General features: G+C 70.8%; 16 protein-coding genes. 8 read left to right on the top strand and 8 right to left on the bottom strand.

The window, feature by feature from the left end:
• Window positions 1–10: 10 nt before the first annotated feature.
• Window positions 11–964, bottom strand: a complete 954-nt coding sequence (locus DMH01_RS23530) for a YafY family protein (RefSeq protein WP_125679398.1) — start codon at window positions 962–964, stop codon at window positions 11–13.
• 85 nt (window positions 965–1,049) lie between these two features.
• On the opposite strand from DMH01_RS23530, the gene DMH01_RS23525 reads away from it, so the two are divergent.
• Window positions 1,050–1,421 (top strand): VOC family protein, encoded by a 372-nt coding sequence (locus DMH01_RS23525; RefSeq protein ID WP_125679397.1) that lies wholly within the window; start codon window positions 1,050–1,052, stop codon window positions 1,419–1,421.
• Here the strand turns inward: DMH01_RS23525 and DMH01_RS23520 are convergent.
• A complete protein-coding gene (locus DMH01_RS23520) occupies window positions 1,397–1,858 on the bottom strand; it encodes a MarR family winged helix-turn-helix transcriptional regulator (RefSeq protein ID WP_125679396.1) in 462 nt (153 codons plus the stop codon). The genes DMH01_RS23525 and DMH01_RS23520 overlap by 25 nt on opposite strands.
• A 63-nt stretch (window positions 1,859–1,921) precedes the next feature.
• On the opposite strand from DMH01_RS23520, the gene DMH01_RS23515 reads away from it, so the two are divergent.
• Together DMH01_RS23515 and DMH01_RS23510 are read left to right on the top strand one after the other, a co-directional pair.
• Window positions 1,922–2,272: a MarR family transcriptional regulator gene (locus DMH01_RS23515; protein WP_125679395.1), complete on the top strand. Its 351-nt coding sequence runs from the start codon at window positions 1,922–1,924 to the stop codon at window positions 2,270–2,272.
• Between the two features lie 60 nt (window positions 2,273–2,332).
• Entirely contained in the window at window positions 2,333–3,103 is a 771-nt protein-coding gene (locus DMH01_RS23510; RefSeq protein ID WP_125679394.1) for a dioxygenase, read from the top strand.
• Here the strand turns inward: DMH01_RS23510 and DMH01_RS23505 are convergent.
• On the bottom strand, window positions 3,100–4,266 hold the full coding sequence (locus DMH01_RS23505; RefSeq protein WP_125679393.1) for an MFS transporter: 1,167 nt from the start codon (window positions 4,264–4,266) through the stop codon (window positions 3,100–3,102). The genes DMH01_RS23510 and DMH01_RS23505 overlap by 4 nt on opposite strands.
• A 91-nt stretch (window positions 4,267–4,357) precedes the next feature.
• Here DMH01_RS23505 and DMH01_RS23500 point away from each other — a divergent pair, with 91 nt between their 5' ends.
• Complete coding sequence (locus DMH01_RS23500) at window positions 4,358–5,557, top strand: ROK family transcriptional regulator (protein WP_199745603.1); 1,200 nt, start codon at window positions 4,358–4,360, stop codon at window positions 5,555–5,557.
• A 163-nt stretch (window positions 5,558–5,720) separates the two neighbouring features.
• Here the strand turns inward: DMH01_RS23500 and DMH01_RS23495 are convergent, their stop codons facing one another.
• The gene (locus DMH01_RS23495; RefSeq protein ID WP_125679392.1) at window positions 5,721–8,987 is read right to left on the bottom strand and encodes a PE-PGRS family protein; all 3,267 of its coding nucleotides are present in this window, start codon (window positions 8,985–8,987) and stop codon (window positions 5,721–5,723) included.
• A 194-nt stretch (window positions 8,988–9,181) separates the two neighbouring features.
• On the bottom strand, window positions 9,182–10,189 hold the full coding sequence (locus tag DMH01_RS23490; protein WP_125679391.1) for a hypothetical protein: 1,008 nt from the start codon (window positions 10,187–10,189) through the stop codon (window positions 9,182–9,184).
• A 278-nt stretch (window positions 10,190–10,467) separates the two neighbouring features.
• Here DMH01_RS23490 and DMH01_RS23485 point away from each other — a divergent pair, with 278 nt between their 5' ends.
• The 3 genes from DMH01_RS23485 to DMH01_RS23475 are packed head-to-tail and all read left to right on the top strand — an operon-like array spanning window position 10,468 to window position 13,483.
• The gene (locus DMH01_RS23485; protein ID WP_125679390.1) at window positions 10,468–11,664 is read left to right on the top strand and encodes an AI-2E family transporter; all 1,197 of its coding nucleotides are present in this window, start codon (window positions 10,468–10,470) and stop codon (window positions 11,662–11,664) included.
• The gene (macS, locus tag DMH01_RS23480) at window positions 11,661–12,827 is read left to right on the top strand and encodes a MacS family sensor histidine kinase (RefSeq protein WP_125679389.1); all 1,167 of its coding nucleotides are present in this window, start codon (window positions 11,661–11,663) and stop codon (window positions 12,825–12,827) included. The genes DMH01_RS23485 and macS overlap by 4 nt, the downstream gene beginning before the upstream one ends.
• Entirely contained in the window at window positions 12,824–13,483 is a 660-nt protein-coding gene (locus DMH01_RS23475) for a response regulator transcription factor (protein WP_125679388.1), read from the top strand. Before macS ends, DMH01_RS23475 begins: the two co-directional genes overlap by 4 nt.
• Before the next feature lies 1 nt (window position 13,484).
• Here the strand turns inward: DMH01_RS23475 and DMH01_RS23470 are convergent, their stop codons facing one another.
• Window positions 13,485–14,411 (bottom strand): hypothetical protein, encoded by a 927-nt coding sequence (locus DMH01_RS23470; protein ID WP_233621645.1) that lies wholly within the window; start codon window positions 14,409–14,411, stop codon window positions 13,485–13,487.
• A gap of 189 nt (window positions 14,412–14,600) precedes the next feature.
• On the opposite strand from DMH01_RS23470, the gene DMH01_RS23465 reads away from it, so the two are divergent.
• Window positions 14,601–15,263 (top strand): DUF1707 domain-containing protein, encoded by a 663-nt coding sequence (locus tag DMH01_RS23465; RefSeq protein ID WP_125679387.1) that lies wholly within the window; start codon window positions 14,601–14,603, stop codon window positions 15,261–15,263.
• On the opposite strand, the gene DMH01_RS23460 is transcribed toward DMH01_RS23465, so the two are convergent.
• Together DMH01_RS23460 and ptsP are read right to left on the bottom strand one after the other, a co-directional pair.
• Complete coding sequence (locus DMH01_RS23460; RefSeq protein WP_125679386.1) at window positions 15,260–16,678, bottom strand: MFS transporter; 1,419 nt, start codon at window positions 16,676–16,678, stop codon at window positions 15,260–15,262. The genes DMH01_RS23465 and DMH01_RS23460 overlap by 4 nt on opposite strands.
• 102 nt (window positions 16,679–16,780) lie before the next feature.
• Window positions 16,781–18,415, bottom strand: a complete 1,635-nt coding sequence (gene ptsP, locus DMH01_RS23455) for a phosphoenolpyruvate--protein phosphotransferase (RefSeq protein ID WP_125679385.1) — start codon at window positions 18,413–18,415, stop codon at window positions 16,781–16,783.
• Between the last annotated feature and the right edge of the window lie 40 nt (window positions 18,416–18,455).

Genomic DNA, 18,455 nt, shown 5'->3' with positions numbered 1-18,455 from the left:
GCACGGCCGGTCAGCGCGCCCGCTCGGCCAGCCGGGCCGCCAGCGCGCCGACCAGGTCGCGAAGTTCGGCCGGCCGCTCGATGACGAACGGCCGGTCGAGCGCGGCGAGCCGCGACGGGATCCAGTCGAGCCGTTGCGCGCGGATCCGGGCGAGGACCCACTCGCCGTCCGTTTCGAGGATCGCCACAGACGGCGGGAAGACGGCGCGGATCTCCTCGGGCGGCGCCTGGATCCGCACGGAGACGTCGTGCCGGTACGGCGTCTCGGCCAACGCCGTCAGCACCCGTTCCGCCGGGTCGAAGTCTTCGGGCGCTTCGAAGGTCCCCGGCCGCGGCTCCGCCGACTTGATCCGGTCGACGCGGAAGGTCCGCACCTCGCCGCCGACCGAGTCGAAACCGGTCAGGTACCAGCGTCCGGAATGCGCCACGACTCCGTACGGATGGACGACGCGTTCGCTGCCACCGCCGTGCCCGGCGAGATACGCGAGCCGGATCGGATGCCGGTCCCGGGCCGCCTCCGCGACGGTGAGGAGGACCTCGGCCTCGGCCGAGAGGGCTTTCCTGGCCGGTGCGGTGAAGTCGGCGGTCTCCAGCAGCGCGTCCAGCCGTCGGCCCAGTGTTTCGGGGAGGACCCGGCGGACTTTCGCGGCCGCGCTCTCGACGGCCGCGACCGACGTGGTGATCAGCCCGGCCCGTCGGCCCGCGACCAGGCCGAGCAGGACGGCCAGCGCCTCTTCGTCACTGAGCATCAGCGGCGGCATGCGGTAGCCGGGGGCCAGCCGGTAGCCGCCGTACCGGCCGCGCACCGAGCGGACCGGGATGTCCAGGTCGACGAGGTGTTCGGCATAGCGGCGGACGGTGCGTTCGTCCACGTCGAGCCGTCCCGCGAGCTCGGCGACGGTGCGCGTCCCGCCGCTCTGGAGGATCTCCAGCAACGCGAGCACGCGGGCGATGGGCCTGGTCACAGCGCCGAGAATACCGGGCGGATCCTGCCCGGTATTGCTCCTAGCGTGGCCGTTGTCCCGCTTTCCGGCCCCGAAAGGATCCACCGTGCAGTTCGTGTCCGTCCGTGTGATCACCCATGACGTCGCCCGGCTCGCCGGGTTCTACGAAAAGGCGACCGGCCTCGCCGCGCGATGGCGTTCCGAGCAGTTCGCCGAACTCGTCGGCCCGGCGTGCACCTTGGCGATCGGCAGCGCCGAGACCATGACGCTGTTCGGCGCGGGCGCCGCGGTGCCCGAGTCGAACCGCACCGCGATCCTCGAGTTCCGCGTCGAGGACGTCGACCGGGAGTACGAGCGGCTGGCAGACCTGGCCGAAATCGTGCAGGAGCCGACCACGATGCCGTGGGGGAACCGGTCGCTGCTGTTCCGCGACCCCGACGGCAACCTGGTCAACTACTTCACGCCGAGCGCCCCGTAGTTCCGGACGAACGCGGTCAGCAGCCGCGCGAACTCGCGGCGGTCGCCGTCCGTCCAGTCCGCCATCGCCTCGGCGAACACCGAGCGGCGGAATTCGTGCATGCGCGCCACTTCGGCCCGGCCGGTCTCGGTGAGCACGAGGACGGCGCGGCGGCCGTCGCGCTGATCGGCTTCACGCCGGAGGAAACCGTCCTCGACCGCGCGGGCGACGAGACGGCTCGCTCGCGGCTGATCGATGGTCAGCGCCGACGCGAGGCTGGTGACGGTCCCGGGTTCGCCGCTCTCCTCGGCCGCTTCGACGGCGTCGAGAAGTCCCTGGATCGCCTGGTCCGGCATCGTTTCGGCGCGGTCGCGGGCGAGTTTCGACAGTGATCGCCTCGCCTGGCTCCGCCGGATGGCGATCATCGCGCGTTCCACGTCGGCCACGGCGTCCGTCATTGCCCATCCTCACCAAGTGCATGTACTTTTACATATAGTTGCCGTCTGCGTGAAGGAGTATCCATGAAACCCATCGGCTTCTGGTTCGCCCACCTTCACCAGGCACTTGAATCCTCCCTGGACCGGATCCTCGACGGCGAAGGACTGACCCGTCGCCACTGGCAGGTCCTGAATACCGCCGACAGCGAAGCACTGAAGCCGTTTGGAGATCTCCAGAAAACCGTCTCCGACCTGCGCGTTCGCGGCTGGATCGACGAGGACGGCCTGACCGAAGCCGGCCGGGCAGCACATCTCCGGCTGAAAGCCGAGGTCGGCGCGTTCCGTTCGCGCGTGACCGAAGGCATCGGCAAGGACGACTACCGGACGACGGTCGCCACCCTGGAACGGATGGCGGCCAACCTCGCGCGGGAATAAGGCGGAGCCGGGCGACGTCGTCTATCCTGGTAGTTGAAAGTTCAAACACCTGGAGCTGACATGACGCCGGTGCTCTATCTCAGCCACGGCGCGCCGCCGCTCGCCGACGACGCCACCTGGACCCGCCAGCTCGCCGGCTGGTCCGCGGACCTCGAGAAACCGAAGGCGATCCTCGTCGTCTCGGCGCACTGGGAAGAGGCACCGCTGACCCTCGGCGCCACCACCACGGTGCCGCTGGTCTACGACTTCTGGGGTTTCCCGGATCGCTACTACCAGGTGGAATACGCCGCGCCCGGCGCTCCCGAACTGGCCGGCAAGGTGCGGAAACTCCTGCGCTCGTCCCGGACGCCGGTGCACGACGCGCCCGAGCGCGGCCTCGACCACGGCGCGTACGTCCCGCTCGTGGAGATGTACCCGGACGCCGACATCCCGGTGCTGCAGGTGTCCATGCCGTCGCTGGACCCGCGGGAGCTGTTCGACCTCGGCCGGAAGCTCGCACCGCTGCGCGACGAAGGCGTGCTGATCATCGGCAGCGGCTTCTTCACCCACAACCTCAGCGCGCTGGGCCAGACCGACGGCACCGACGGGGCGCCGCCGTCGTGGTCGAGCGAATTCGACCACTGGGGTGCGGAAACCCTGCGTGAAGGTGACCTCGACGCGTTACTGGACTTCCAGCACAAGGCTCCCGCCGCGGCCCTCGCGCACCCCAGGATCGAACACTTCGCGCCGCTGTTCGTCTCGCTCGGCGCGAGCTCTTCGGAAGGGAAGGGCGAAACCGTCATCGATGGCTACTGGCACGGCCTCGCCAAGCGTTCCCTCCAGTTCGACTAGCGGGATCGAAGGACGCCGGCGCCCGCCACCAGGCCGAGCGCCAGCAGCGTGACCACCGCGAACGACACCGTCAGCGACGTCAGGTCGGCGATCCCGCCGATCAGCGACGGCGCCACGAGACCCGACGAATAGGTGATGGTCGCGACGCCCGCGATCGACTGGCTCGGCGTCGGCCCGCTGCGTCCGGCCGCCGCGAAGGCGAGTGGCACGACGACGGAGACGCCGAGCCCGATCAGCGCGAAACCGGCCATCGCCATCACCGGATGGACGGCGAAGACCACCAGCAGCCCGCCCAGTGTCGCGAAGGCGCCACCCGCGCGGACGGTGTTGACCGAGCCGAAGCGCCGCACCAGCGCGTCGCCCGAGAGTCGGGCGACCGCCATGGTGCAGGTGAACGCGGTGGTCGAGGCCGCCGCGATCCCCGGCGAAGTGCCGAGGACGTCACGCAGGTAGACGGCGGACCAGTCGAGGCTCGCCCCTTCGGCGAAGACTGCGCAAAACGCGACCGCGCCGATGATCACGGCCGATTTCGGCGGGAGCGCGAACCTCGGGGGCGGGTTTTCGTCCGGTGCGCTGCGGACGTCGAAGACGCCCTGACAGATGAGCGCGCCGGCGATGGTGAGCACGGCCGACGCGAGCGCGAAATGGATCCGGGCGTCCAGCCCGGCATGCGCGGCGAGCGTGCCCGCGGCGGAGCCGACGAGCGCACCGGTGGTCCACATGCCGTGCAGCCCCGACATGACCGACTTGCCCATCCTCTCCTCGACGTCGACGCCGAGGGCGTTCATCAGCACGTCGGAGGTCCCCGCCGCGGTGCCCATGACGAACAACGCGAGGCACAGGGTGAAGAGGTTCCCCGCCAGGGAGGGGAGGATCAGCGCCAGCGTCCAGTACGCGAGCAGCAGGCGGAGCCCGAGCCTGCTGCCGAGCCGGTGCCCGATCCGCGCGGCGAGCGGCATGGTGAGCGAGGCACCGATGGCGGGGAAGGCGAGCGCGAGGCCGAGCTGGCCCGCGCTGATCCCCGCGTGTTCCTGGATCCAGGGGATCCGGGTGGCGAAACTGCCGGTCACCGCGCCGTGCACGGCGAAGACGGCGGCCGTGGCGATCCGCGCCTGCCGCACCCGCCGCGTCGGCCCGCCGACGGTTTCCACTGTGTTGGTCACTGGGCCCCCAAGGTCCATGAGACGACTCGACGGCCGTCAGCGTAAACTATCAGGAAGGGAACCTGATAATTAATTCTGGGAGGATCTGCCGGTGAGTGTCATCCGGATGCCGTCCGCCTCCCCGAGCACGGCACGTGCCATCAACGACCGCCTCGCCCTCGACCTCCTTCACCGCGAAGGCTCACTGACGGCCGCCCAGCTCAAGACGTTGACCGGCCTCTCCCGGCCGACGGTCGCGGACCTCGTCGAACGCCTCCAGGACGCCGGGCTGATCGAAGTCGTCGGCGAGGCGGGCGCGGAGCGCCGCGGCCCGAACGCGAAGCTGTACGGCATCGTCGCCGACCGCGCGTACCTCGCCGGCCTCGACGTCCGCACCCACGGCGTGGCCGTTTCGGTCGCGGACCTGCTGGGCCGGACCCGCGCGGAGGCCTCGCTGCCGTTCGACCTGGACGTCGACACCGACGTCGCCGTCGAGCGGGCGATCGCCCTGCTGGAGACCACCACCGCCGAGGCGGGCGCGACCGAACTGCACACGATCGCCGTCGGCGCTCCCGGTCTCGTCGACCCGGCGACCGGCGGCCTGCGGCACGCCGGGGGATTGCCCGCGTGGCACGGGAAACTCGTCGACGAACTCCGGCGACGGCTCGGTGTCCCGGTGCTGCTGGAGAACGAGGTCAACCTCGCGGCCGCCGCCGAACAGCGGCTCGGCGCCGCCCGCGACCGGGACACGTTCGTGCTGCTGTGGCTGGGTTTCGGCGTCGGCGCGGCCGTGGTCCTCGATGGTTCGCTGCGGCGGGGCGCGTCGGGTGGCGCGGGCGAGATCGGGTTCCTGCCGATGCTGGGTCCAGGCCGGTTGCCGACGGCGACCGACTGCGACGGCGGCTTCCACACCCTGGCGGGCAGCGCCGCGATCTGCGAACTCGCCCGCGCGCACGGCATCCCGGCTTCGTCGGCCGACAACGCCGAAGCGGCCGAAGCGGCTGTCGGATACGCGATCGACTCGAATTCCGAAGACGCCGGTGTCTTCCTCGAGATCGTCGCGGAGCGGATCGCGATCGGCGCCGCCGCGGTCACCGCGGTCCTGGACCCTGGCTGTCTCGTGCTGGGCGGGGAGATCGGGCGCGCCGGCGGCGACGCGCTGGCGGCCAGGGTGAGCCGACGGCTCTCGGAGATCTCGCCGCTGCGGACCGAGGTCCGGGCGGGCACCGTCGGCGGCGGCGCGGTGCTGGAAGGCGCGGTGCTGACCGCGATGGGCGCCGCCCAGGACGCGCTCTTCACCCCGGGGAGCTGAAGGGAGCTTTCCCCGCATGCGACGCGGTGAAGGACGCTTTCACTGCATGTGATGCGGTGAAAGCGTCCTTCAGCCCTTCCCTGTACCGAACACAAAGCGGGCCCGGAGTCAGTGACTCCGGGCCCGCTTCGGTTCATTCAGTGGCGCTAGCCGACTGGCAGGTTCACATGGTGTGGAACTTCTTGCCGGTCAGGGTGCCGATGAAACGCTGGAACATGCTCAGCGGCGACGAGTCGACGTTCGCCAGAGCCGGGACCTGCGCGGTCGGCATCGCCGGGGTGTTGTTCACGACCGGCAGGGTGCCCGTGGTGGGCAGCTGCACCGGCAGCGCACCGGCGGTCGGCAGCGCACCCGCGGTGGGCAGGTTGCCGGCGGCGGGGAGCTGCACCGGCAGGTTGCCGGCGGTGGGCAGCGCGCCCGCGGTCGGGAGCTGCACCGGCAGCTTGCCCGCGGTGGGCAGCCCGTTCAGCGCCGGGAGGGCCGGCAGCTGGGCGAGCTTGGGGGCGTCCGCACGAGCGGCGTCACCGGGCAGACCCGGGGTCTTCGGCAGGGCCGGGAGACCGGGCAGGCCGGGGGTGCCGGGCAGCTCGGGCAGTTCCGACTTCGGCAGCGTCGCCGGGACGGCGGTCAGCTGCTTCAGCGCGGTCAGGCCCGCCACCTGCACGGGCAGGGTGGCCACCTGGGGACCGTCGGCGCGGGCGCCACCGATCGCCGGGGTGGTCGGCAGGGTGCCGGCACCGTTCAGCGACGGAACCGCGGGAGCACCGAAGGGCAGCGCGGGCAGCGCGTCGATCGGCATCTCCGAACCGACCGAGTCGGTGAAGGCGCGGGTGTACTCCTCGTCGTTGACCTCGGTGTTGTCCTCCGAGTTCTCGTCCGCGATCGCGAGGATCGGGATTTCGAGCTCGTTCACCGGGATCACGAAGACCAGCGGGTGGTGGAAGTTGAAGCCCGAGAGGGCCTCTCCGCTGCCGTCGGTGATGCTGTCGCCACCGGCCTGGCCGGTGATCATGCTGGTCGCTTCGGTCTCGGACACGCCGCCCGCAGCCGCGATGGCGTTGCCGAACACCTCGGGGTCGACCGCGGCCGGGATGTCGAGGATGTTGCCCGAGAGCGATCCGTCGAGACCGGAGGTCTCCACGTCCCCACCCGAAAGGGCGTCGACGGTGTTGGCGCCTTCGGCGTCGGCGAGACCCGCGGCCGCGACCGCGTCGTGGGTGACCGGCACGATCGGCAGCGCCTGCGCGCCGATGATGTTGCCCGAAACCGCGCCCTCGTCACCGGTGGTGGTGGCGTCGCCGCCGGCCTCCGAAAGGACGTCGCTGACGCTGTCGCCCTCGGCGATGCCCGCACCGGCGATGCCGTGCCCGGTCACCGGGACCGCGCCGCCGACCGGCGTCTGGACGATGTTGCCCGCCAGCGCGCCTTCTTCACCGTTGGCGGTGGCGTCGCCGCCCGCGCTCGAGTCGGTGAGGTTGGTGCCCTTGCCCGAGGTGATCCCGCCGAGCACGGCGGCGAAGTTGTGCGCCTGGACCGGCAGGGACACCGGGCCGTAGACCAGGTTGCCCGAGCCCGCGCCACCGTCACCGGTCGCGTGGACGTCGCCACCCGCGTTGGAGGTGGTGTCACCGTCGGCGGCACCGTGGCCCTGACCGATGAACGCGCCACCGATCCCGAACGCCTGCACCGGCAGCGAAACCGGCACGGTGCCCAGGTTGGAGCTGAGGAAGCCGTTGTCGTCGGCGGTGTTCCCGCCGCCGCCACCGGAGACGACCTTGGTCTCCTCGGCCGAGGCGGTGCCCTGACCGATGAACGAGCCGCCGACGCCGAAGACCTCGGCCGGAACGGCGGCCGGGACCTGGACGATGTTGCCCGAGCCGGACGAGTCGTTGCCCGTGGTGCCGTCGTAGTTGCCGGCGGTCACGGTCTTCGTCTCGGACGCCTCGGCGGTCGCCTGTCCGATGTGCGAGCCGGCGACGCCGAACACCTCGGGGGCCAGCGCGGCCTGGGTGTTGACGATGTTGCCCGCGAGGGTGGAGTCGTCACCCGTGGTGTGGCTGCCGTCGCCGGCGTTCGCGTCGACGGTGTTCTCGCACGAAGCGACGTTGGCGCTGCCGATGTAGGTGCCCGCGATGCAGGTCACCTCGACGGGAGCGGCCACGGCCGGGTCGACGATGTTGCCGCCACCGGCGGAGCCTTCGCCCTCGCTGCTGACGAAGCCACCGGCGTCGACGGTGCTGGACTGGCTCGTCCCGCCTTCCGTGCCGGTGTTCGCGAGACCGATCCAGCTGGCGGCCACGCCGCCGACGTTCGCGACGTCCGCGGTCTGCGGCACGATCGCGTTACCCGCGACGGCCGAGTCCTCGCCGGAGGTCTGCACGTAGCTGGGGACGTTGCTCCAGCCCGGGGTGGTGTCACCGGCGGTGGCGTCCGCCGACGAGCTGCTGTTGGAGTTCGCGAGCGAACCCCACGCGGCGGCGGCGTTGTCGTTGACCTTGACCGGGAGGGCGATCGGCACCGCGCCGACGTTGCCGCCGAGGGCGGAGTCGTCACCGTCGGTCTCGACCCAGCCGCCGGACGTGGCGTCGGTCTCGGCCTCGTAGCCGGAGCTGTTGGCGTTGCCGATGATCCAGGACGCGGCGTTGCCGGTGACCTGGACCGGGGTGGCGAACTGGCCGGCCACCACGTTGCCGGACAGGGCGGAGCCCTCGCCGTCGGTGGTGATGTTGCCGGTCTCGGTGGTGCTCTGGCTGGCGGAACCGCCGACCACGCGGCCGGTGCCGCCGGCGAGCCCGCCGCCGTTGCCGGCGATCTGCACGGGCAGCGCCCAGTCGAGGGACACGACGTTCCCGGCGAGGCTGGAGTCCTCACCGGTGGTCTCGATGTCCTGGTTGTGCGACCAGGTCTGGTCGTGGGTGCCACCCTCGACCTCGGCGTCGCCGATCACGCCGATGGCGTTGTCGACGATCTGGATCGGGACGACGACGTCACCGACGACCTTGTTGCCCTTGAGGATGTCGTCCGTGGTGGTGAAGCCACCCTCGGTCAGCCCACCGCTGACCTGACGGGCCGAGTCCTTGGCGGCCAGCGGCGCGGGGACGGCGCCCGTGGTCGGGAGGGACGGGAGCCCTCCGCCGATGCCATCGGTGCCGCTGCCCGGCGAGGAAGCCGAGTCCAGCGCGTCCGAGACGGGCTTGGTGACGGCCTTGGTGCTGACCTCGCCCTTGTAGCCGGGGAGGTCGGCCTGGCCGAGGGGCGTGCCAACGGCGTTGTTGTCGATCTCGAGGGGAACGGTGACGTTCGCGTCGAGCGGGGAGGCCGGGGTGTCGGGGTTGACGTGTTCGTCAGCCGAGGCGATGCCGGTGCCCAGCATCAACAACCCACCCGTGACCAACGCGGTCTGGAGTCCGCGCTTTGCCCAGGATTGCATGGGGTTTTTCTCCTTCATTTCGGGTTCCCTTTCGGGTTCAGAGAGGTGCCTTCGAAGCGGCACCAGAGGGGGGTGGAGCGATTGCGGGCGCACAAATGCGCACCGCCGTTTCGCGGGGGATCAGGAGCGGACGCGAAGCCAAGCCCGGAATCGGGAGGCGTGAGGCGCGTCGGCTACCCCGCGGAGGGAGGTGTTCAGTCGGGAGTGACGCCGGGCTGCGAGCCCGGGGTGAGCGGCATGTACCGCGTGCCTGCCAGCGAGTAGCCGGTCAGGGAACGCTCGACGGCGGCGACGACCCAGGCGGGAACGCCGTGGGTCAGGCCGTCGAGGTGACCACCGGGGGCGGAGCCGCCGGGGACAGTCGGGAAGGAAGGCGCGGCGGGAAGCGGCGCCGGGGTGATCGGACGCGGGAGGTCACCGCGGTGACCGTCACGTGCCGGAACGTCCTCGACCTGATCGAAGGCACCGTGCTGCTGCACGAGGGCCGGCATCGGGAGGACGGTTTCGAGGGAAGCGGGGAACTGGGTCGTCGCCAGCTGCGCGAAGTCGGTGACCTGCTCACCGGCGCCGATGGTGTCCAGCGGGGTGTTCGGGTCGACCGGACCGCCGGTGACCGGAAGCTCCGGGACGAGGTCGCCGTGTCCGTTCGGGTCGAGGAGGTCCCAGACCTTGCGGCCGAAGTCGGGCGACGGGGTGAACGTCTCGTCCAGCACCTGGCGGGTGTCCTGCGGCTTCCGCACGATGTGCTCGACCGCGCCGAGGGTCCGCTTGACCGGGGTGACCACCGAGTTGTCCGCGAAGTCGGTGACAGCGTCGCTGACGCGCGTCGAGACCTCGTGCCGGTCGGCGCGGATGTCGCCGCAGTGGTGCTTCCCGGAAGCGGAACCGTTCTCGCCCGGCATCGACCACGTGGTGGCGTCCTGCTGGCCGTCGCCGCACATCGCACCGGCGACGTCACCCGCGAACTTCGACGCGCCGTGGGAGACGTCGGTCAAACCCGCCGAGGTGGCGTCGGTGACCGGGGTGACGCTGGTTTCGGGAGCGGAGACCACCGGGGCGATGTCCGCGGAGGCGGAAGCGCCCGAAACGGCCCACGCGGCGGCGGAACCGGCGACGGCGCCGCCGAGCACGAACAGCGCACGCGAAGCGAGACGGCCGAAGCGCGCCGCGCCCCGCCTCTCGTTCTTCGCCGCGTTCGTCACTCGGTCTCCTGTCGCTTCGGTGTGCCGTTCGTGGTTGCGGGACCGAGGTAAGCAAAGTGCGGAAGGCCCGCGCGACTTTGAACCACCTTGATGGCACGATCGTGTGAAGAACACACGGTGTAGCCCGAAATCACGATCAGTGATCGACGCTGGCGGAGCCCGGTTACTCCAGAGTCGACCGACAGGCGATGTGTCAAGCGTCGCATCGGGCGAATCCGACCCGTGCGCGTCGCCCGGAATGGCCGGGAAACGTCGTCTCGGACCGATACGGTGAGCGCGTGAGCGAGCCCCAGCGCAAACAGCCGGAATTCGACCCGGCGAACCCGTTCCTCTCCGAGTCGACCGAAGACGTGACCAACCTGGTGCCCCGCGGCCTGCGGATAGGTGCGGCGTTGTCGTGGCGTTTCATCGTGGTGATCGCCGCGCTCTACGTCATCGTGTTCCTGATCGGCTATCTGTCGGTCGTCGTGATCCCGCTGTCGATCGCGTTGCTGCTCGCGGCGCTGCTCGCGCCGGCGGTCTCCAAGCTGACGACGCTGAGATTCCCCCGCGGGCTCGCGGCCGGGATAGTGCTGATCGCCGGGCTCGCCGTCCTCGGCGGGCTGCTGACGTTCGTCGTCGCGCAGTTCTCCTCCGGCCTGCCCGAGCTGCAGAAGCAGCTGACGGAGAGCCTCAACCAGATCAAGGTCTGGCTCATCGACGGGCCGCTGCACCTGCGCCAGGAGCAGATCCAGGAGTTCATCAACCAGGCGATCAGCTTCCTGCAGAACAACCAGGCGTCGATCACCACGACCGCGCTCACCACCGCGGGCACGGTCGGCGAGATCGTCACCGGCTTCATCCTGACGCTGTTCATCCTCATCTTCTTCCTCTCCGGCGGCGAGCAGATCTGGAAGTTCCTGGTCCTCGGTGTGCCGGGCCGCGTGCGGAACCGGGTCGACGTCGCCGGGCGGCGCGGGTTCGCGTCGCTGGTCAGCTACGTGCGCGCGACGGCGGCGGTGGCCGTGGTCGACGCGGTCGGCATCGGCGTCGGGCTGGCGATCGTCGGCGTTCCGCTGGTGATCCCGCTGGCGACGCTGGTGTTCCTCGGCGCCTTCATCCCGATCATCGGCGCCGTGATCGCGGGCGCGGTCGCGGTGCTGATCGCGCTGGTGACCAAGGGCGTCGTCGGCGCGCTGATCGTGCTGGCCATCGTCATCGGCGTCATGCAGCTGGAAAGCCACGTGCTGCAGCCGATCCTGCTCGGCCGCGCGGTGAAGCTGCACCCGCTCGCCGTGGTGCTCGCGATCACCGCCGGTCTCGTCACCGCCGGGATCGCCGGCGCGCTGCTCTCGGTGCCGCTGCTCGCGGTGCTCAACGCGGGCATCCGGTCGCTGCTGCACGAACACGATCCCGATCCGGCCGAGATCGACGTCCTGCGGGATCAGGCGGCACAACCGAACGATCCCGGGGAAGAGTCCGAAGCCAAGTCATGACCGAGACCCCGCTCTGGCGCGCGGTCTCGGCGCTCGGCACGCGGGACCCGGCCACTCCGCTGTGGCGCGGGGTGATCGTGCTTCGCGTGACGACGCTGCTCTTCGCGCTCGGCTCGTTCATCGTCCACTACGACGGCTACGGGACCAAGTGGCTGGCGTGGACGTCGTTCGGCGTGATGACGGCGTGGACGGTCGTCAGCAGCGTGTTCTACGCGCGACCGTCGAGCCGCTGGCCGTGGCTGGTGGGCGTGGATCTCGCGCTCACCGTCGTCCTCATGTTCACGTCGGCGTGGATCCTGACCACCGCGCAGTTCGACGCCAACATCCCGCTCATCACGACGGTGTGGGCGGCGGTCCCGCCCGCGGCCGCCGGCACGCGGTTCGGCGCGGTCGGCGGGGTGCTCGCCGGGCTGGTGGTCTCGGTGGTCACCGGGCTGGTGCGCTGGCGGTTCGACGTCGACGTCGCGCGGGACGGCTTCCTGCTGACCGCGAGCGGGTTCGTGATCGGTCTCGCCGCGACCATGGCCCGCCGGTCGGCGGACGCGCTGACCAGGGCGTTGCGGATGGAAGCCGCGACGGCCGAACGGGAACGGCTCGCCCGCTCGATCCACGACAGCGTCCTCCAGGTGCTCGCGCGGGTGCGCAAACGCGGCGCCGAATTCGGCGGGGAAGCGGCCGAGCTGGCGAAACTGGCCGGTGAGCAGGAGATCGCGCTGCGGGCCTTGGTCACCACCGAGCCGACGCATCCGAGCGAGAACGGGACCACCGATCTCCGGTCCGCGTTGCAGCTGCTCGCGACGCCGTCTGTGCAGGTCTCGACCCCTGCGGGCGAGGTCCAACTGCCCGAGCACATGACGTCGGAGCTGGTGGCCGTGGCGCGCGAGGCGCTGTCCAACGTCGAGAAGCACGCGGGCGAAGAGGCGCACGCCTGGGTGCTGCTGGAGGACCTCGGCACCGAGGTCGTCGTCAGCGTTCGCGACGACGGCCCGGGAATCGCGCCCGGCGTTTTGGAACGCGCGGCGGCCGAGGGACATCTAGGTATCGCGGAGTCCATCAAGGGGCGCGTGCGGGATCTGGGCGGGAGTGCCGCCCTGGACACCGCGCCCGGCCAGGGCACGGAATGGGAAATCAAGGTTCCAGTCGCGGCGAGGGGAAAGCGATGACCGGTGAGGCTCAGGTCTCGGTGATGGTGGTCGACGATCATCCGATGTGGCGGGACGGGGTCGCACGCGACCTGGCCGAACACGGTTTCGACGTGCGGGCCACCGCGCCGGACGCGCCCGCCGCCGTGCGGATCGCGCGCACGGTCCGGCCCGACGTCGTGCTGATGGACCTCAACCTCGGCGAGACCTCGGGGGTCGACGCCACCCGCGAGATCACCTCGGAACTGCCGTCGACCAAGGTCCTGGTGCTCTCCGCGAGCGGCGAGCACAGCGACGTCCTCGAAGCGGTCAAGGCCGGGGCGTCCGGCTACCTGGTGAAATCGGCTTCGGCGAGCGAACTCGTGGACGCGGTCAAGCGGACCGCGGCGGGCGACCCGGTGTTCACCGCCGGACTCGCCGGCCTCGTCCTCGGCGAGTACCGCCGCATGGCCGACGCGCCGGACGACGGGCCCGCGCCGCCGCGGCTGACCGAACGCGAGACCGACGTCCTGCGCCTGGTCGCGAAGGGGATGACGGCGCGGCAGATCGCCGAGAAGCTCGTGCTGTCGCATCGGACGGTGGAGAACCACGTCCAGTCGACGCTGCGGAAACTCCAGCTGCACAACCGGGTCGAACTGGCCCGGTACGCCATCGAGCACGGGTTGGACGAGGAGTAGCTCAGCCCTGGGCGACGGCCACCACCCGCTGGTTCCGCTCGGCGGGCAACGGGGTCTTGACGACCGTCCACCCCGGCCGGTCGAGGCGCCAGTTCGCGACGACGTCGGTCGCGATCACCAGGTCGCCGGTCTCGGTCCACTCGATCGCGACCCGCTTGAGCTCGGTCGCGATCGGCATCGCGGGCGCGCGCGTCCAGGTCAGCGTGTCGAGGGCGAGCACCCAGACGTCGGCCGTCTGCGTCGCCGTCCCCGCCCACGCGGGGTCGCCGAACAGCACGGCGACCTTGTAGCCGTCGCGGCTCGGCACCACCATGCCGGGCGTGCCGTCGGCCACCGGCCGGTCGACCGGCATCCGTTGATCGTTGCGCAGGTCGAGCACGGAGAACTTGGTCAGCTCGGCCAGCAGCATCCGTTCCTTGGTGACCGCCAGTACCCGGGGGAACTGGTGCACGGCGCGGCCGGTGGCGGGATCGATCAGCACGTCCTCGGCACTGGCCGTCCCGCTGTTCACCGTGATCAGCAGTCCCTTCGGCACTTCTTGGCGCACGGCTGTCGTGCAGCTCGCCGGACGGCCGCGATCGCGCTCCGCGCCGAGCAGGGACACGAATTGCAGGCGGCACAGGTCGTCGCCGTCGTCGCGGATCAGCCAGACACCGCTCTCGTCGGCCGACGGGGCGACGCTGCGGGCCTTGCCCAGCTTCCACGGCTGGTCCTTGGGGTCGCCGTAGACGAGGACTTCGGCCGGCTCCAGGCACGACGGCCCGCAGCGGGAGGCCGACAGCACGACCGGGAACTTGCCGACGCGGAGGACCTCGTTGACCCGATCCCCGGCCGGAGCACCCGGAAGCGGGGTGGTGACGCCGGTGGCGGGATCGAGCACCGACGGCGGCGAAGTCGACATGACGAGCCGGAAACCGCTGTAATCCACCGGTTCGCCTTCGAGCTTCGACGCTGGTGGAGTGGTCGGCTCACGAGCAGGGGCGGGTTGCGGCGTGGCGCTCGTGCAGCCTGACAACAGCAGGACAGCCGCCAGCAGGGCGGCACAGGGGAGAAATGCGGGTCTGTTCAGGGTATTTCCCCGATCTCGCGCGTGAGATCCGGTTCTACCATTCCAGGCATGGGCGAGGAAGAGCAGCCGGCGACCGAAACCAAGCCGTTGACCGGACGGGACATCCGGGTCTCCGACGCGGAGCGCGAACACGTCGTCGAGGTCCTGCAGAAGGCGATCGGCCTCGGGATGCTGAACCTCGACGAGTTCACCGAACGGACCGACCGCGCCCTCGCCTCCAAGACCCGCGGTGAGCTGAACGCGGTGCTCACGGATCTGCCCGGCCTGGTGCATCCCGAAGCGGCGATGGCGCCGCGGCAGCAGCAGAACCCGTGGGCGCCGCCGAGGCAGCACGCCTACGCCCAGGCATCCGGCCAGGTCATGGAGCTCAACGGCAAGTACTCGGCGTTGCAGCGCAACGGGAACTGGCTGGTCCCCGAGTCGATGGTGATCCGGAACAAGTACGGCGCCACGAAACTGGACTTCTCCCAGGCCGAGATCCGGCACCCGGTGGTGCATATCGAACTGCAGGCCAAATGGGGTCCGGTGGAGATCACCATCCCCGAGAACGGCGCCGTCGACACCAACTCGATCACCGACATCAAGTTCGGCAACCTCGACGACCGGACGCGGTCGAACGGCCGCCCCGGCACGCCCCGGTTCGTCATCACCGGGCGCGTGCACGGGGGGTCGCTGATCATCAAGTACCCGCGGCGAGGCTTCTTCGGTTAGGCGCCGACCGGCCGCACGTGGCGGAGGTGCCGGAGCACGAAGTACGCGACGACGGCCAGGACCAGCGCGGCCAGCCCGGACACCGCGTGCATCCCGCTGGCGAACGCGTCGTGCGCGGGGACGGCGTCGGCGAGCCGGGACCGAGTGACGGCGTTGCCCAGCGTCCCGACCGTCGCGATGCCCAGCGCGTAGCCGAATTCGTTGCCCGTCTGCGAAAGCGAGGCCGCCGAACCGGCCTTCTCCGGCGGCACGGAGCCGACGACCAGATCCGTGCCCAACGTGACCAGCGGGCCACCGCACAGGCAGGTGATGGCGAAGGCGATCGACGGCACCACCGGACCGGCGCCCGCCTCGACCTGCGTCAGCAGCAGGAATCCGGCGATCGCGCCCGCCAGCCCGGCGGCGATCAGCGTCGCGGGGCGGACACGTCGGGCGAGGACCGGCGCCGCCAGGAAGCTGACGGTCGACGCGAGCATGCCCGGCAGCAACGCCAGCGCGGCGCCGACCGGCGAAAGCTCCAGCACGATCTGGAAGAACTGCGCGACGAAGAGCATGGTCGTCCCGCCCAGCATGGTGAACGCGCACATCCCGCCGATCGCCGTGGTGAACGCGCGGGCACGGAACAGCGTCAGGTCGATCAGCGGGTCCTGGAGGATTCGCTGGCGCCGCACGAACACCACACCGAAGGCCAGTCCGACCAGCAGCGAGACCACCGGGACCACGTGCACACCCTCGCGGGCGAGTTCCTTGACGCCGTAGACCGCGGGCAGGATCGTGACCAGCGAAAGCGCGACGCTCGCCAGGTCGAGGCGGCCGGCGTTCTCGTTGCGGTACTCGGGCAGGAGCTTCGGGCCGACGACGAGCAGCAGGACCATCGCGGGGACACCGAGCAGGAACACCGAACCCCACCAGAAGTGCTCCAGCAGCACGCCGCCGACCATCGGCCCGACGATCGCGCCGACGGTGAAGCAGCCCGCCCAGATGCCGATCGCGAGCGAACGCTGGCGGCTGTCGAGGAACAGATTGCTGATCAGCGCGAGCGTCGACGGCGCCAGCGTCGCACCGGCGATCCCGAGGAGCGCGCGGGCGGCGATGAGCATCAGCGCGCTGGTCGAGAACGCGGCCAGCACGGAGGCCAGCCCGAACGCCGTGGCGCCGATGAGCAGCAGTTTCCGGCGGCCGATGCGGTCGCCGAGGGTGCCCATGGTGACCATGAACCCGGCGATCATGAAGCCGTAGACGTCCATGATCCACAGCTGCTGGACGCTGTCGGCGCCGAGGCTCTGGCTGAGCTTCGGCAGCGCGAGGATCAGCACGAAGACGTCGAGGGAGACCAGGAAGGTGGGGAGGGCCAGCACGGCCAGCCCGACCCATTCCCGGCGTCCAGCCCGCGTCGGGGTCATGGTGGTCGTCATGGTCCGGTCCTTTCGTCGCTTCGGTGTCTTCACCTAGGCGTCGAAGCGGTGGACCGGATTTCGACATGCTCCCTGATCCTTTTTGGGATCAAGGGACCTTTGCTACCGCTCGGCGGCGGCTTGCCTTGCGGCGACCGGGTCCGATGTGGCCAGAACGGCCTCGGCCAGTGACTCGCATTCGGCCAGCGTCGTCGCAGCCAAGCTCGCGCCGACCGCGCGCACGGCGGGCGCGTTCATCGAAAGACTGGTCAGGCCGAGCCCGGCCAGCACCAGCGCGAGCCTCGGGTCGGCGGCGGCCTCACCGCAGACACCGGCGGGCTTGCCGGTGTCCTTCGCGGCCTGGCCGATGACCTTCAGCAGGCGCAGCAGCCCGGGCTGCCACGGGTCGTTGAGTTTGGCGACCGCGCCGAGCTGGCGATCCGCGGCGAAGGTGTACTGCGCGAGATCGTTGGTGCCGACGGAGACGAAGTCGACCGCGTCGAGGATCTCGCGGGCGGTCAGCGCGGCGGCCGGGATCTCGATCATCACACCCACGCGGGCGATCCCGGCGGCGCGGGCGCGCTCGGCGAACCAGGCGGCCTCGGCGGCGGTGGCGACCATCGGGGCCATCACCGAAACCTCGGCTCCGGAGTCCTGCGCGGCACCCGCGATGGCCTCGAGCTGGCGGTCGAGGATCTCGGGCCGGTCGAAAGCGACGCGAAGCCCGCGCACGCCGAGCGCCGGGTTCGGCTCGACCTCGGGCTCCAGGAACGCGAGAGGTTTGTCGGCGCCCGCGTCGAGCGTGCGGACGATGACCGGCTTGCCGCGGAAGGGCGTCAGCACGGCGGTGTAGGCCTTGCGCTGCTCTTCGACGCTCGGCTCGGCGGACGCGTCGAGGTAGCAGAACTCGGTGCGGAAGAGGCCGACGCCTTCCGCGCCCGCCTCTGCCGCGGCCTGGGCGTCGGTGGCGGAACCGACGTTGCCGAGCACCTTCACCCGGTGGCCGTCGGACGTCGCGCCGGTGCCGTCCCACTCGATCGCGCCGGTCTTGGCGGCCGTGACGACCTCGGCGTTCGGGTCCGCGACCTCGACGACGCCGGTGTCGCCGTCCACCGCAAGCGCTTGCGCGTCGAGCGCGAGGACGCCGCGGACCGCGACGACGGCGGGAATGCCGAGCGCACGGGCGAGGATCGCGGTGTGGCTGGTGGGGCCGCCCTCTTCGGTGACGAGCGCGAGCACCTTGTCCGGGTCGAGGCCCGCGGTGTCGGCGGGCGCGAGGTCGCGGGCGACGAGCACGCTCGGCGAATCCAGGTCGGGAACGCCGGGCGGCGCGATGCCGAGCAGTTCGGCGATCAGCCTGTCTCGCACGTCGAGGACGTCGCGGGCGCGCTCGGCCATGTAGCCGCCCGCGGCCGCGAGCGCGTCGGCGAACTTGCCCGCCGCCTGATGCACCGCACGCGGCGCAGGCAGGTTTTTATCCTTGACCAGCTGCTCCGCCGAGGAGACGAGTGCCGGGTCGGCCGCCATCGCCGCGGTGGTGATGAGGATCGTCGCGGCCTCACCCGTCGCCGTCTCGGCGAGCTTTTCGAGCCTGCCCGCCACGATCTGCGCGGCCGGGGCGATCCGGGCGGCCTCGGCGGCGGGATCGGCCGGTGCCGGCGTGCTCGCGGGTTCGCCGAGCGGCTCGGCGACCCGGACGACAGGACCGCTCGCGCGGCCGGGACTGACGGCGACCCCGGACAGTGACTCAGACTGCATGGTCTAGACCATATCTCATAGGCGGCGTGACCTCACTCAT

The sequence above is a fragment of the Amycolatopsis sp. WAC 04182 genome, assembly GCF_003947465.1.
Taxonomy (GTDB): domain Bacteria; phylum Actinomycetota; class Actinomycetes; order Mycobacteriales; family Pseudonocardiaceae; genus Amycolatopsis.
The sequence above is the reverse complement of the archived record's forward strand: the minus strand, read 5'-3'. Positions and strand labels throughout refer to the sequence as shown.